The organism is Lysinibacillus sp. 1 U-2021 (assembly GCF_029916965.1).
Taxonomy (GTDB): domain Bacteria; phylum Bacillota; class Bacilli; order Bacillales_A; family Planococcaceae; genus Lysinibacillus; species Lysinibacillus capsici.
The window spans coordinates 2,977,038-2,990,309 of sequence record NZ_CP123966.1; the positions used below are offsets into that span (position 1 = coordinate 2,977,038).

General features: G+C 37.1%; 15 protein-coding genes. 8 read left to right on the forward strand and 7 right to left on the reverse strand.

Annotation, left to right across the window (positions count from 1 at the left end; translation table 11 throughout):
* Window positions 1-138: 138 nt before the first annotated feature.
* From QH639_RS15330 to QH639_RS15345, 4 genes are all read left to right on the forward strand, one after another.
* The gene (locus tag QH639_RS15330) at window positions 139-1,374 is read left to right on the forward strand and encodes an acyl-CoA dehydrogenase family protein (RefSeq protein WP_131520048.1); all 1,236 of its coding nucleotides are present in this window, start codon (window positions 139-141) and stop codon (window positions 1,372-1,374) included.
* On the forward strand, window positions 1,371-2,147 hold the full coding sequence (locus QH639_RS15335) for an SDR family oxidoreductase (protein WP_131520049.1): 777 nt from the start codon (window positions 1,371-1,373) through the stop codon (window positions 2,145-2,147). Before QH639_RS15330 ends, QH639_RS15335 begins: the two co-directional genes overlap by 4 nt.
* A gap of 13 nt (window positions 2,148-2,160) precedes the next feature.
* Entirely contained in the window at window positions 2,161-3,204 is a 1,044-nt protein-coding gene (locus QH639_RS15340; protein ID WP_237898125.1) for a phosphotransferase family protein, read from the forward strand.
* Window positions 3,205-3,494: 290 nt separating this feature from the next.
* A complete protein-coding gene (locus tag QH639_RS15345) occupies window positions 3,495-3,710 on the forward strand; it encodes a DUF3955 domain-containing protein (RefSeq protein ID WP_048392534.1) in 216 nt (71 codons plus the stop codon).
* Between the two features lie 36 nt (window positions 3,711-3,746).
* On the opposite strand, the gene QH639_RS15350 is transcribed toward QH639_RS15345, so the two are convergent.
* Both QH639_RS15350 and QH639_RS15355 read right to left on the reverse strand, forming a co-directional pair.
* Window positions 3,747-4,232, reverse strand: coding sequence for a tetratricopeptide repeat protein (locus QH639_RS15350; RefSeq protein WP_131520050.1), 486 nt, complete (start codon window positions 4,230-4,232; stop codon window positions 3,747-3,749).
* Between the two features lie 31 nt (window positions 4,233-4,263).
* Complete coding sequence (locus QH639_RS15355; protein WP_237898124.1) at window positions 4,264-4,707, reverse strand: SMI1/KNR4 family protein; 444 nt, start codon at window positions 4,705-4,707, stop codon at window positions 4,264-4,266.
* A gap of 185 nt (window positions 4,708-4,892) precedes the next feature.
* Between QH639_RS15355 and QH639_RS15360 the strand changes: the two genes are divergently transcribed.
* Window positions 4,893-5,735 (forward strand): alpha/beta fold hydrolase, encoded by an 843-nt coding sequence (locus tag QH639_RS15360; RefSeq protein WP_281114795.1) that lies wholly within the window; start codon window positions 4,893-4,895, stop codon window positions 5,733-5,735.
* Window positions 5,736-5,816: 81 nt separating this feature from the next.
* Here QH639_RS15360 and QH639_RS15365 read toward each other — a convergent pair whose 3' ends face one another.
* The 3 genes from QH639_RS15365 to QH639_RS15375 all read right to left on the reverse strand — a co-directional run bounded on the left by QH639_RS15365 (window position 5,817) and on the right by QH639_RS15375 (window position 7,840).
* Window positions 5,817-6,239: a hypothetical protein gene (locus QH639_RS15365; protein ID WP_131520053.1), complete on the reverse strand. Its 423-nt coding sequence runs from the start codon at window positions 6,237-6,239 to the stop codon at window positions 5,817-5,819.
* Between the two features lie 142 nt (window positions 6,240-6,381).
* A complete protein-coding gene (locus tag QH639_RS15370) occupies window positions 6,382-6,957 on the reverse strand; it encodes a GNAT family N-acetyltransferase (protein ID WP_281114796.1) in 576 nt (191 codons plus the stop codon).
* 16 nt (window positions 6,958-6,973) lie between these two features.
* Window positions 6,974-7,840, reverse strand: coding sequence for an AraC family transcriptional regulator (locus tag QH639_RS15375; protein ID WP_259419590.1), 867 nt, complete (start codon window positions 7,838-7,840; stop codon window positions 6,974-6,976).
* A 267-nt stretch (window positions 7,841-8,107) separates the two neighbouring features.
* Here QH639_RS15375 and QH639_RS15380 point away from each other — a divergent pair, with 267 nt between their 5' ends.
* Complete coding sequence (locus tag QH639_RS15380) at window positions 8,108-8,863, forward strand: class I SAM-dependent methyltransferase (RefSeq protein WP_131520056.1); 756 nt, start codon at window positions 8,108-8,110, stop codon at window positions 8,861-8,863.
* A 47-nt stretch (window positions 8,864-8,910) separates the two neighbouring features.
* Here the strand turns inward: QH639_RS15380 and QH639_RS15385 are convergent, their stop codons facing one another.
* Window positions 8,911-10,104, reverse strand: coding sequence for a Ger(x)C family spore germination protein (locus tag QH639_RS15385; protein WP_131520057.1), 1,194 nt, complete (start codon window positions 10,102-10,104; stop codon window positions 8,911-8,913).
* 141 nt (window positions 10,105-10,245) lie between these two features.
* Here QH639_RS15385 and QH639_RS15390 point away from each other — a divergent pair, with 141 nt between their 5' ends.
* Window positions 10,246-10,629, forward strand: coding sequence for a VOC family protein (locus tag QH639_RS15390; RefSeq protein ID WP_131520058.1), 384 nt, complete (start codon window positions 10,246-10,248; stop codon window positions 10,627-10,629).
* Between the two features lie 161 nt (window positions 10,630-10,790).
* Here QH639_RS15390 and QH639_RS15395 read toward each other — a convergent pair whose 3' ends face one another.
* Window positions 10,791-11,705: a class I SAM-dependent methyltransferase gene (locus tag QH639_RS15395; RefSeq protein WP_131520059.1), complete on the reverse strand. Its 915-nt coding sequence runs from the start codon at window positions 11,703-11,705 to the stop codon at window positions 10,791-10,793.
* A 135-nt stretch (window positions 11,706-11,840) separates the two neighbouring features.
* On the opposite strand from QH639_RS15395, the gene QH639_RS15400 reads away from it, so the two are divergent.
* Complete coding sequence (locus QH639_RS15400; protein ID WP_237898119.1) at window positions 11,841-12,275, forward strand: hypothetical protein; 435 nt, start codon at window positions 11,841-11,843, stop codon at window positions 12,273-12,275.
* Window positions 12,276-13,272 lie beyond the last annotated feature (997 nt).

Consider the following 13,272-nt stretch of genomic DNA (forward strand, 5'->3'; position numbering starts at 1 on the left):
GTAATGAATTTTCTCTTTTATTAGAAAATTCAAAAATAGAACATTGCTTTACTAGAAAAATAGCGGTAACATTTATTGTAAGAATGAAAATGAACATTCATTCATTTTGCGAAGTTCAAGCAAAGGGGGTATCTTCTAATGAATTTTTCCTATAGTGAAAAAGTTGAGAAGTTACAGGACAAGCTGACGAATTTTATGGCGCAATACATTTATCCAAATGAGGCCGTTTATGCTGCACAGGTTGAGGCAATGGAGGATCGTTGGGGAGCGATTCCACCGATTATGGAGGAGCTGAAGCAGAAGGCGCAACAGGCAGGTTTGTGGAATTTATTTTTACCAGATAGTGAATATGGGGCAGGTTTAACCAACTTAGAATATGCACCTTTATGTGAAATCATGGGCCGTTCACTTCTGGCCCCCGAGGTGTTTAACTGTAATGCACCTGACACAGGCAATATGGAAGTACTTGTACGCTATGGAACGGCACAGCAAAAAAAACAGTGGCTAGAACCATTATTACGAGGTGAAATACGGTCCTGCTTTGCGATGACGGAGCCAGCCGTTGCATCCAGTGATGCTACAAATATTGAGGCAAGCATTGAACGCGATGGAGATGAATACATTTTAAATGGCCATAAATGGTGGACAACTGGTGCTGGGGATCCTCGCTGTAGGGTGGCTATTTTTATGGGCAAGCATAAAGATACAACGGCTCCTATCCATGAGCAGCAGTCTATGATTCTTGTACCGATGGATACACCAGGAGTAAAAGTGGAGCGTATGCTAACGGCTTTTGGCTACGACCATGCGCCAGAAGGACATGGTGAGGTTACATTTACCAATGTGCGTGTACCGGTGGAAAATATTTTATGGGGTGAAGGTAAAGGCTTTGCCATTGCGCAAGGCAGACTAGGACCAGGTAGAATTCATCATTGTATGCGTCTTATTGGTGCCGCAGAGCGTGCATTAGAGGAAATGTGTGTGCGTGTACAAGCGCGGCAGGCATTTCATCGACCACTAGCAGATCAAGGGGTAATGCGGGAGCGCATTGCAGAATCTCGGATGGATATTGAGCAAGCAAGACTTTTAACATTGAAGGCTGCTTATATGATGGACACAGTAGGCAACAAAGAGGCAAAAGCTGAAATTGCTATGATTAAGGTAGTTGCTCCAAATATGGCACTCAGAGTCATTGATCGAGCTATCCAAGCATTTGGTGCTGCTGGGGTAGGTCCCGATACTACGCTTGCTGCACAATGGGCTAATTCTCGTACATTACGTTTAGCGGATGGACCAGATGAGGTGCATCGTAATACCATTGCTAAACTAGAATTGAAAAAGCATGCCAACAAACAAGAGGAGCTGGTGAAATGACGGTCCTAGAGTTATTTAGCTTAAAAGGTAAAACAGCGATTGTGACAGGTGGAGGACGTGGACTCGGTGCGCAAATTGCTCAAGGATTTGCAGAGGCTGGAGCCAATGTGGTCTTATGCTCACGAAAGGTGGAGGCATGTGAGGAGGTTGCCGCTGAGCTCGAAAAGCTTGGTGTTCAAGCATTAGCTCTAGCCTGTGATGTCACAAAGCCTGAGGATATTGCCAATGTGGTAGCCCAAACGATTACAACATTTGGTAGAATTGATATTTTAGTCAATAACAGTGGCGCATCATGGGGAACACCTGCCATTGATATGCCCTACGAAGCCTGGCAAAAAGTATTTGATGTCAATGTCAACGGGACATTTTTATTCAGCCAAGCCGTTGGCAAAATTATGCTAGAGCAGAAAAGCGGCAAAATCATTAATATTGCTTCTATTGCTGGACTAGGTGGGACGCTACCAGCCTTTATGGATACGATTGCCTATAACGCGAGTAAAGGGGCTGTCATTACTTTAACGAAGGATTTAGCCGTCAAATGGGGGCCACATGGAGTCAATGTCAACGCTATTGCACCAGGTTTTTTTCCTACGAAAATGTCCAATGTCTTAATCGAACGTGGACAAGACTATTTGATGGGTGTTACACCGTTGAAACGCTTAGGCTCCGAAAATGATTTGAAGGGCGTAGCTTTATTTTTAGCAGCACCAGCTTCGGACTATGTAACTGGGGATGTCATTGTAGTAGATGGGGGCATGAGCTCCATTATTTAAGGAGGGAGATAGAATGGATACGATGCAAGTAAGGTCAAGTGAACGTTTGGATGTTGATAAACTACATGCCTTTTTAGAGAGTTATTTCACTGAGCTTCCACAGGGGAAGCTTGAAATAGCACAATTTAGTGCAGGGCATTCCAATTTGACGTATTGTTTAAAAATAGCTGATTTTGAAGCTGTTCTACGTCGTCCTCCGCTTGGACCAGTTGCCAAAAAAGCGCATGATATGAAGCGGGAATTTACGATTTTATCGGCACTGCATCCATTTTTACCATCGGTTCCAAAACCATATGTCTATGTAGAGGATCGAGACATTATCGGGAGTGATTTCTTTTTAATGGAGCGCAAAAAAGGAATCGTCCTTGATACACATTTTCCAAAAGGCACAGAACCAACAGAGGAGCTAGCACGTCAATTGTCCGAACTGATGGTTGATTCTTTAGTTGCATTACATGCTATTCCTTATCAGGACACTCCGCTAAAGGATATCGTGAAGCCTGACGGATTTCTTGAAAGACAAGTATATGGCTGGATTGAGCGTTATGAAAATGCGAAAACAGCAGAACATGCAGAAGTAGCGATGTTAACAGAGTGGTTAAAAAACAATCTTCCGTCCAATCATGAGGCAACCATTATTCATTACGATTATAAATTGAATAATGCAATGTTCTCCGAGGACTATACCGAAATGATTGGCCTTTTTGATTGGGAGATGGCAACAGTAGGGGACCCACTTGCTGATGTTGGTGTAGCAATGAGTTATTGGATGCAAGCGGATGACCCGAAAATGCTATTATATGCACTTGGTGAACCACCAGTAACTGTATTACCAGGCTTTTATACCCGACAGCAATTTATTGATCGTTATGCAGAGAAAAGTGGGCGAGATGTGTCAGCTATTCATTATTACTGTACATTTGCTTATTTTAAATTAGCCGTTATTTGTCAGCAAATCTATTATCGCTATGTTCAAGGACAAACGCAGGATGATCGCTTTGCTCAGATGGATAAAATGGTCGCTGCCCTCATACAACAAGCTTCTCAATCAATATGATTTTATGGAAAAACGGTTACTTTTAATAAAGTAGCTGTTTTTTATAGCCCAATATAACAGATTATCCGACATTAATTTATATAATTATTTATACTAACTCGCACAAAATTTACTCAAAAAACATAATAAATCACGTACAAGAAATTAAAAGAGGAGGGAACGTTTGTTCTTTTAGGTGGGAGTGTTAATCAATAACTATTTATTGTTTTTCGATAAAAAATAATTGACTTGCAATAAAAATAACGCTATCATCAATTACAACAAGGATTTAACAAATGGAGGAAGAAATAATGGGGAAATATTTACTTGCCACAATTCCGATGATCATGGGGATCGTATGTTTATTTATAAAAGGCCTTATAGGAGATGAGATACTAGCAGATGGTACGATAGTGGAGAAAAACTTCTTTTTAATTCCATTGAGCTATTTATTTTTCTTTAGCGGTATACTTACATTCTTGATTATGGCGTTATCTTCTACATTCAAAAAGCAAACTTCCATATAATAATGCTAAAAACAGGCTCTAAATAGGGCCTGTTTTTTATAACCATGTTTGATCTAGCTTATCACTGTAGTAGTGAATAGCTTTTTTATAATCTTGAATGCCTTGATGATTGGCTGTGCGTAATATCGTGTTCAATAATGTTTCCATTGATTTTGCATGTTCGCCAAGATTATAGAGTGTCATGGCATAGAAGACCTTGATTTGCTCAGCCTTGGGGAACTCTTGAATGGCTTGTTCAAAGATCCGTTTTGCTTGCTCGTATTGTCCTATAGTCCGATAGGTGCTTCCTAAACCAAGATAGGCATCCACTAAAACTTCTGCTTCTAGCCCCAACTTTATCGCTTCTTCGTAGTGCGGAACAGCCTCTTTTTCCTGCCCTAAAGAATCAAATGTCCAAGCACATTGAAATTGATAATAAGCATTTTGAGGCTGTTCCTTGACCAGTGCCACCATACATTGATTTGCTTCCTCAAGCTGTCCGTTTTTTCTTAATGTAAGTATGTGTTCTAATTGTTTGTCCATTATATTTAACCTCTTCTTTACTATAAGTAACTTACCATTCATAAAAACAATCTTCTATCAGCAACTCAAATGAATCAGCTATTCGCTTAATTTCTCCACAATCATGATCGCAAATAAAAACATGGCCTGATGGATCGATGAAAATGGGATTACCCCCACCATCCATTGAAATAACATAGCTCGTTTCTAAAACATTTGGAGATAGGAACTCTTTATATTGTTGACGGAAATCCAGTGTTAAATTGACAACGGTTTCGTTTCCTAGACTTGAGCCGTTAGAAAAAGCATGGATTGCTATACCTGCATATGCCCCACCAAACGTTTCAATGAACGCTACATAGTCGCTGTGAAATTGTACATGAAGTTGTTGCTGTGCCTCTATGATTTCCCTTTGACTTGCAGGTTTACCCACTAACGTTTGATGCTTCTCATTAAATAAAAATAACCGCAAACGCTTTATTAGATCTTCCCTCATAGACATTCTCCTTTTATTCAGTATACACGATCCTTCATTGCTAGGAATCTATGGGAATGCTATTGTTAATGTAAATAATAACATCTACTGGGGTGATAGAATGCTAGAGCGTTCAATGGAAAAAACACGGGAAAATCAAGAGGGAAGGGAGTGATGATACAAAAATAGAAAAGAGGATGAAGATAATGACATATCAAAAACTTATGTGTGATGGATTTGAATTAAACTATTGTATAAAGGGGCAAGGCCAACCAATTTTAGTGGTGGGGAGTAGTGTTTATTATCCACGTCTGTTCTCAGAAGACTTTTATCAACATTTCCAGGTGATTTTTTTAGATCATCGAGGTTTTGGTAAGCCAGCTCAAGCATTTACGCAAGAAGATTATACATTGGACAAAATAGTGAAGGATATGGAGTATGCGAGACAAATCCTACAGCTAGATAATTTAATAGTGTTAGGACATTCAGGACATGCATTTATGGCAATGGCGTATGCCAAAGCGTATCCCCAGCATGTTCAAAAACTCGTACTCTTAAATACAGCAACATCGAATAGTCAAAAAAGACAGCAACAAAGCTTATCTTATTTTGAGGCACATGCAAGTATGGAGCGTAATCATCAATTTGCGCACGAAATAGCCTTATTGGAGCAGGATCTAAAGAAGGAGCCTGAACGACGCTTTGTTCATATGTGTATTCGTATGGGGGCGCATAGTTTTTATGATTTTATGTTCAATGCTACCTCTATGTGGGTTAACGTTCATCCGAATATGGAAATTATTGATTATCTATGGGGAGTAGCTTTTGCGGAGCAGAACCTTTTACAACAAATGCTACAAGTTAATAAGCCAATTTTTTTAGGTCTAGGCAGGTATGATTATTTAGTAGCCCCTATTTCATTATGGGATGCAGTAGATCATATTCCCCATGTAAAGAAAGTCATTTTTGAAAAAAGTGGTCATAATCCAATGTTTGAAGAGCCTGTATTTTTTAATGAACAACTAATTCAATGGATAAACGAGGGGTAGTCGAATGGCTGGTTGTGCTTGTATAGCAATTAACCAGCCTATTTTAATAATAAAAAGAGAAAAGCCAAAGTATCAACTACCTCAACAAGTTTTACGTATTGCATCAATGTTTTGACAGTCCATAATGACAGGCCGTGCCATATCATCGATTTGAAGGAAGTACCCGCAGCAGCTGTGCGGAATAAGATAAATAAAGTATATTCCTAGAAATTGGCTGCCATCTGAAAGGTATACATCTACTAAAGTCCCTGGTTCAAAACATTCTAAGTGACTACAAATACAGCTTTGACAATGCTTTTCAATTTGATTTTGTTTCTGATATTTTTTTTCAAATTGGGGACTATTATAATATTTTATTTTATAAGAATCTTCCTCAATAATAGGATGCTCTACGCTGGGAGAGTGACCAAAGTAAACATTCTTTGATTCACAATAGCATTTAGAAAATTTATGATAATTGTTAAATTCCCAATTCATTCGTGTTAAATATCTGTTTCCATCCATTTCTAAAACGCTCCTTTATGATTACAATGTCATGCTAGCATGAGTCATCTATTTCTAGTCTATGTTAAAGAGCCCTTTAGGAGATGGTAAAATGTCCATTTATCTGTACAATATAAGAAAAGACTAAACTCATTAGTAGAGTTTAGTCTTTCAAATTGTAATCGCCTTTCAATAAGCCGTATATCTCTAAATCAACAACACCCTTACCAGACCATAATGAAGCTTGTCTCAAAAGACCTTCTTTTGAAAATCCATTTTTTGACAAAACCTTTTTCGAGGGTTCATTTAAAGGCATGACTTCTGCCTGTATTCGATTAACATTTACCTCTTCCAATAAAAATTTTACGATTGTTGCAACTGCCTCTGATGCAATGCCTTTTCCCCAGGATGCTTCAGCTAAATAGTAACCGATTGTTACCATATCTACTTTTTGATTAAAGTCCATCGCTTCGATAATCCCTACTAGTTTTTCACGCTGTGATATTTCGAAGATCCCCCATTTAATCCTGCTTTTCTTCGTATAATCACGTTCAAAATGGCCAATCATTTTTTGAACAGTTTGAAGGTTATGTTTTGGGATGATGCCACAATACTCAAATACCTTGTCATTATCATAAATAGCAAATAACTCTTGTATATGTGAGTCTTCAATTTTTTTAAATTGTAAAGTAGCTGAATGTAGGGTAGGGAACTGCTTAAATACTTTCTCAATAATCATCGACCTTGCTCCTTTATTATTCTTTAATGGGAATGTAGATTTTCATTTTCATCTCCTGTGGATAGATCGATTGCATGACATCGGTTATTTCAAAATCAGGACCCGTATCGCGCTCATAATTAGAATTCGGCAACCATACTCCGTAAATGAAACGTCTTGTATTTTGAATTCCTTCCGTAGTGCTATTCAATGTAAACTCCGCATATTTACCAGCAGGAATTTCAAGTTGGGTGAAGCCTATCTCTAATCGCTCCTCAAATGTTTCGACTTCCTCTCCTACAATAAAGGAAAATTGACCATTCTCCTGAAAGTTTGTAGAAATGCCATACGCCATATTAGGGGCTACTTTATGGGAAATTCGCTCATAATATTGCTGCTGACCAAAATCCAAATAAAAGCCAGGGATTTCTGCATAGTACTGTTCGTCTTGTAAGGACGTTTTGTATTCATAGCCTGTAATACGTTTTTTAGATAAGTGAAGTATTTCCGGTCGCTGCATAGGGAGCTCTCCTTCCAGTTTATAATCCAAAAAGTTTATTTTGGTTTGAAATGGTATGGAGTTGGCTCCTTTTCGGTATTTAGCAGGTGTGACACCAAAATACTGAACAAATGCCCGTGTAAATGCCTCCTGAGAACCATATTGAAAGTTGATTGCAATCTCAAGTATATTCTGCTTTGTTGTTGCTAATAAGGAAGCTGCTTCAGAAAGTCTCCTGTTGCGAATATACTGCTGCACAGAAAAACCTGTAATGGCTTGGAAAAGTCGTTGGAAATGAAATGCTGAAAAGTAAGACTGAGAAGAAATATCTGTAATCGTTAACTTTTCATGTAGGTTTTTCTCAATAAACTCTATGGCGTTTTGAATTCTTTCAAAATAATCCATACCATCATCCTTTCTTAACTCAATGGTACCGTTTAATGGGAAGGGTTTTTTGATAATTTGTGCTAATTTGTACATTAAATTGTAATGTATAGGAAATCAATAGAAACATTGATTAAAACAATAAATAAATGTATAATTTAACTAAATTTACAAGAAAGTGAGTGATAGATGATGATAGTCAGCTCTGTTTTCCCATTGAATATAATAAAGGTGCGGGAGAATAAATAGATTAGTTGATTTCTTCCGCAAACAATCGGAGGAGAATATATGTACAAAAATTACGGACCGTTAAGCACAGCACTTTATGATTTTACGAAACCAGTTGGATACTCGCTTGGTGGAGATATTGAATATTATCTAGAACGACTGCAAGGTGTAAAGGGGAAGATTCTAGAAGCAGGGGTTGGTTCTGGACGTTTCTATATTCCTTTTATGGAAAAAGGCTTTGATATAGAGGGAATTGATCATTCCCCAGAAATGCTAGCATCCTGTCGAAAAAGATGCCAAGAACGAGGATTGACGCCAGTGCTGTATGAAGGGAATGTTTGCCAATTCACCTTAGGTCAACAATACGAAGCCATTGTTATGCCTACAGGCTCATTTTGTTTAATTGAAAATCATCAAGAAGCACTATCAGCTTTAACCTCTATGTATCAGCACCTTGTCCCTGGTGGGAGACTCCTAGTAGATTTATTACTTCCTACAGACTGGAAAACAGGAGAAATTACGACATCTTACCATCAAATTTCACAAGATGAAGGAATTGCCCTTGAAAGAAAATCGATTGCCATGAATTGGGTGGAGCAATATACGCTGATGGTTTTAAAATATGAGAAGTGGCAACAAGGCACATTAAGTGATACGGAACTGCAAAAGTTTTTATTACGCTGGTATGGGATTGAAGAATTTAAGCTTTTATTACAAAGTGTGGGCTTCTCTGCAATAACTTGTTCTGCGAATTATAAGTTCCTTCAACAACCAACTGAAGAAACGTCACTCATAACGTTTGAAGCGGTACGTTAATTAAAATGACCAGTACTCCTTAAAAGAGTACTGGTCATTTTTATGAATTAGTCAAGTTTTAATTTTGTTGCAGTTCCTATTCCTTTTGTATGCACATCGACTTCAATTTGAACTTCAAGATCTGGATAGAGGGTCAGCCAGTTCTTTTTAATTCGATTCCATGCTTGATAGTCCTCTCGGTGTAGTACATTACTAAATTTTAATAAATCGGCTTGATAGGTTTGTTGAATTGTTTGAAGTGTACGTTCTAATCGCTCTTTGATTTGTCTGCTCGTTTCTTTATTTAAAGCATCGATGGTTTTTGATTTTGTTAAATCCAATGGACAACTTATCTCTGCAACGTTTTGCTCAATATCAAGTTTGATGGAAATCGAGGGTACATCATTTTGAAAATGACCCGTCATTTTAGTAGAAGAATTAATAATTTCTGTTGAGATTTTCCCTTCTTCAGGACAAGCAATAATTTCAAATGTACTTTTTATATTATTATTTAAAAAATTATAGTCTCTGCTTTCTTGTTCTGTTAAATAGCCGATGAGCTTATAATTTTTAAAAATAGCCAGTCCACCATATTTTAATTGTGCAGGGCTATCCATTTTTTCTATATTCGAGCTAAAATCTCCAGCATCCGCATCACCGTATATATGAATAGAGGGTAAGACGGCACTATGATCAATACTGCCTAACGATTGAATTAAATCATCAAGAATAACAGATTCTGTAGTGCCCCATACTGCTTCAGAAACCTTTAATGATTTAAACATTTTGCTAGCAGGCACATCCTCTAAAGGGGTTAAAACACTTAATATTTCTTGTGCAGTCGAATCATGAGAAACAATAAAGTTAAAATCACTTCGTCCTTCTGGGTCTCTTTGAAATAAATCTAAAATGCTATTCATACCTTCCTCAGCCATTTCTTCACCAATAATAATAATTTGGGCATGCGCATAATAAGGCTTTCTAGGTGTTAGCGCTGTTAATTTTCGAATGGCATCAAATAATGATTTACCTTTTGCATGGTAGGTAAAAACAGGGACTTGAATGCCAGATGCTTTGTTCGAAGCCACTTGACTTGGATTAACAATCTGAACAGAAATTTCGAATTGCTCGTCCGATTTATCCACACCAACAGCCGTAACAATAGCTAGTTCGTTTAACTCCCGCTTATTCCAGCATCCACCTAGTAAAAGAAGTACTGACAGCAATAGGATGAATGATACCTTGTGTTTAATGGTGGACACCTCCTCTAGGAAAAGAAGACATTTCGGATACTATTAAGGATAAGCAAAAGACAGGCAAAATAATCAATAATGACAATCTCAATGAATCTTTTTGAAGGAGAATAAAATGAGAAAACAAACTGTGAAATGGAGGTAAGAAAAATGAAACAATCCTTATTTAAAGGTGTAGAGGCCATTTTTATTCCAATAAAAGATCCTAAATTATCGGCTAAATGGTATGAGGAAATACTCGGATTTAAGCTTCAATATATAGAAGAGGGCGCAGCAGTTATGAAAATCACTGAACAATCCCCCACGGTCATTTGCTTAGTAAAAGCTAAGGAGCATCAGCCATGTCATTTTCCAGACAATCACTTTGGTGTGGGGAAATATGTGAACTTCCTTTCTCAAAATATTGAAGAGACCTATTTATTTCTAGTGGATCATCATGTTCAAGTCGAGGCTTTAGAAGGAGAAGGGGACACCAAATTTTTTACCTTCTATGACCCTGATGGGAATCCTTTAGGTGTTTGTCAATCATTATAAGCGGGTCACAGCGTTAACAGTGACCCTAGTAACAAATCTAGGAGGTGTAAGGCTAATTAGCTTTACACTACTATAGTATACTAATTCTCTATATTGAAATAGTTAATTGCCTGGGTAATAAAAAGAAAATTTAGAATTTTATAAAATTGAATGGGGTGGACCTATTTTTTAACAATATGCATGTAATGGATAGTTTCAAAAGCACATAAGTAATCTGTTCGATTTTGAAAATACAGCTCTTGAATCGCTGTAGGAGATAGATGTTCATATATAAGCAAACCTAATCGATCTAGCATCCTCTCCATGTCCTCATAAGCATAGCATGATTTCATTGGTTCACCACCAACTGCGGCCATTTTGACCATGTTTTCTACTCTATTGGAGAGTCCTTTTTCCGTGAAGAGTGTTTCATCACCATAATCCAAGACAATGGAACTACCTGATGGAACTAAGGCAAATAGATGATTGAGTAAACTTGCTAATTCATCTTTTGTTAAATAATAGGACACACCTAACAGACTAAAAAATGTTTTTTTAGATTGAAAGCCTTGCTCTGAAAATAATTGAGATTGAAATTGCTTTGTAAAATCCATTGGTACAAAATGCAGATGATTCAAGAGGGGGAGAGAAGCTTCCTGTAATCTTTTTATTTTGGATGTCTGTGTTGTGGGATAATCCACCTCAAAAATTTCCAGCATGGTTTGTCCTTGTTGCTGACGATATGGAAAAGTATCAAAGCCAGCACCTAAGATGACATATTGCTCGACACCAAGCTGTATTTCGCTATGCAAGACCCTTTCACAATAAGCAGCACGTGCCAAAGGAGTCGGTGAGAGTTGAACCTGTGTAATCCATTTTATTAATTCCTTTGAATCGTCTTTAAACTTTGTAGCGATATCTTTATTAAAAAATGCAATGCCTTGTATCAGATTAGCTTGAATATTTTGATATTCTTCTTGTGAAATCAATTCCTTGGCTAAATAATCATCAAAAATTTTCGGCGTATCAAATTGGCTATGGTAGGCTCTACTAAAGGCAGCAACTAATGAAGTGATACTAGATTTCTGTTGATTCATACCAACACTCCTTAACAAAAAAATAGGATTCCCCTGGCCAGGAGAATCCTATTATATATAATATTTATTTAAAAGTAAATTTTAGCATAAAAATATTTTTTTGTCAAGTTATAGATACTGAGAAAGAGGAGTAATATGAAAAAATTTAAAATAGGCTTATCTTTACTCTTAGCAGTAATTGTTAGTGGTATGCTTATTACATGGAAAGATCAACGCTATTCTGCTATTGATCTATTAGAAAATGCTAATTTTCATGTGGAAAATTCCACTGTTACGCTACATCGTATAGATACAGATACAGAAGATATCTTTTCTGAAATGAAAATATCAAAAGAAACACAGCAAGAATTGATACAGTCTTTTCAACAGGTAACATTCAAAAAAACAGCCATAAAAACTATTGATTACGATTACCGAATGACAATTTCACTCAATACAAGCTACCCGATGTTCATTGATTCTAAAAATAAAATATTGGTTCTCCTTAACACAAATGAAAGCTTTGAAATGATAGAAGATCACGTTTTTTTTAGTCTTTTAGAAAAAGCAATGGAAGATTCACAGAATTAGTTAGTATCCAACACAAGCTATAAGTAGGGATACAGCATAGATCTTCCCTGTGAATTATGTAGATAAACCAACTGGGAATGGTGAATTTCACACCTCCTTTTATAGTGTCCATTCTGATGAAGAACTCGGTATCTGATATGAGGTGAAAAATAAAGGCACACAACAATTTAACTGGAGTGTCACGGCTTCGGAAGGGAAAATATGGGCTAAAGGTAGAGTAGCTGCTGAAGGACAAACATCTTTACTGGAAAAGGAAGCCTATATAAGTCAGAGGGAGCGTGTGCTATGTCAATTAGTATGGTGGATGGAGCTAACGGCGTGTTTGATTTGCCATTTAATTAGTAGAGTAAAAAATTTTTAAGAATGTGTAACTTTTTAAAACATCAGCCGTCTAACTCATCAGTAGAATACAAAGAACTAAAGCAAACTAGTAACATTCACTTTTCACAAAAGGGCCAGGATTCACATTTTGTCGTGTTTCCTGGTCTTTTTGTGGTGGTAGTCCTATAATTTAACGAAAAAATAAAGAATTTATGAAACCTTTAGCCTGTTCATTCGTATTGTAATTTGAATCTAAAGCTAGACAAGATTTAGTAAGATTCACTTTCACTTAAAAGACTAGAGCTTACATCATCATGTGAGAGTCTAGTCTTTTTTGTATGGTTGTTCAGATATTGTTCAGTATAATATGTTAATCTATGAATGAAGATATTTCATAGTCTTCAACCTAAACGCAAAATGGCCAGTTCTCTTTAAAAGAGTGACTGGTCTTTTTGTTTAATGTTCCTTTAGCAGACGTGTTTCTTCAGCATGTTTTATGAATAGCACGAAAAAGTTAGTAGCTTCACCTATCATAGTTAAAATCATAGAGACCTGTATGGTTTTAACAGCGCATGTCTTGCTTGTATTGCTTTTCCATCACTATGCGAGAATGATGAAGCGGATTTCATGCTTTTAGCAGAAATTTTTCAGTTAGAGCAGGGGGAGCATTGTTATC

Excerpts from the sequence above, each read along its gene's own strand:
- QH639_RS15350 (WP_131520050.1), bottom strand. The coding sequence starts at position 4,232 with ATGGACAAACAATTAGAACACATACTTACATTAAGAAAAAACGGACAG.
- QH639_RS15340 (WP_237898125.1), top strand. The coding sequence starts at position 2,161 with ATGGATACGATGCAAGTAAGGTCAAGTGAACGTTTGGATGTTGATAAA.
- QH639_RS15335 (WP_131520049.1), top strand. The coding sequence starts at position 1,371 with ATGACGGTCCTAGAGTTATTTAGCTTAAAAGGTAAAACAGCGATTGTG.
- QH639_RS15365 (WP_131520053.1), bottom strand. The coding sequence starts at position 6,239 with ATGGATGGAAACAGATATTTAACACGAATGAATTGGGAATTTAACAAT.
- QH639_RS15330 (WP_131520048.1), top strand. The coding sequence starts at position 139 with ATGAATTTTTCCTATAGTGAAAAAGTTGAGAAGTTACAGGACAAGCTG.
- QH639_RS15370 (WP_281114796.1), bottom strand. The coding sequence starts at position 6,957 with ATGATTATTGAGAAAGTATTTAAGCAGTTCCCTACCCTACATTCAGCT.
- QH639_RS15400 (WP_237898119.1), top strand. The coding sequence starts at position 11,841 with ATGAAAAAATTTAAAATAGGCTTATCTTTACTCTTAGCAGTAATTGTT.
- QH639_RS15345 (WP_048392534.1), top strand. The coding sequence starts at position 3,495 with ATGGGGAAATATTTACTTGCCACAATTCCGATGATCATGGGGATCGTA.
- QH639_RS15375 (WP_259419590.1), bottom strand. The coding sequence starts at position 7,840 with ATGGATTATTTTGAAAGAATTCAAAACGCCATAGAGTTTATTGAGAAA.
- QH639_RS15390 (WP_131520058.1), top strand. The coding sequence starts at position 10,246 with ATGAAACAATCCTTATTTAAAGGTGTAGAGGCCATTTTTATTCCAATA.
- QH639_RS15395 (WP_131520059.1), bottom strand. The coding sequence starts at position 11,705 with ATGAATCAACAGAAATCTAGTATCACTTCATTAGTTGCTGCCTTTAGT.
- QH639_RS15380 (WP_131520056.1), top strand. The coding sequence starts at position 8,108 with ATGTACAAAAATTACGGACCGTTAAGCACAGCACTTTATGATTTTACG.
- QH639_RS15355 (WP_237898124.1), bottom strand. The coding sequence starts at position 4,707 with ATGAGGGAAGATCTAATAAAGCGTTTGCGGTTATTTTTATTTAATGAG.
- QH639_RS15360 (WP_281114795.1), top strand. The coding sequence starts at position 4,893 with ATGACATATCAAAAACTTATGTGTGATGGATTTGAATTAAACTATTGT.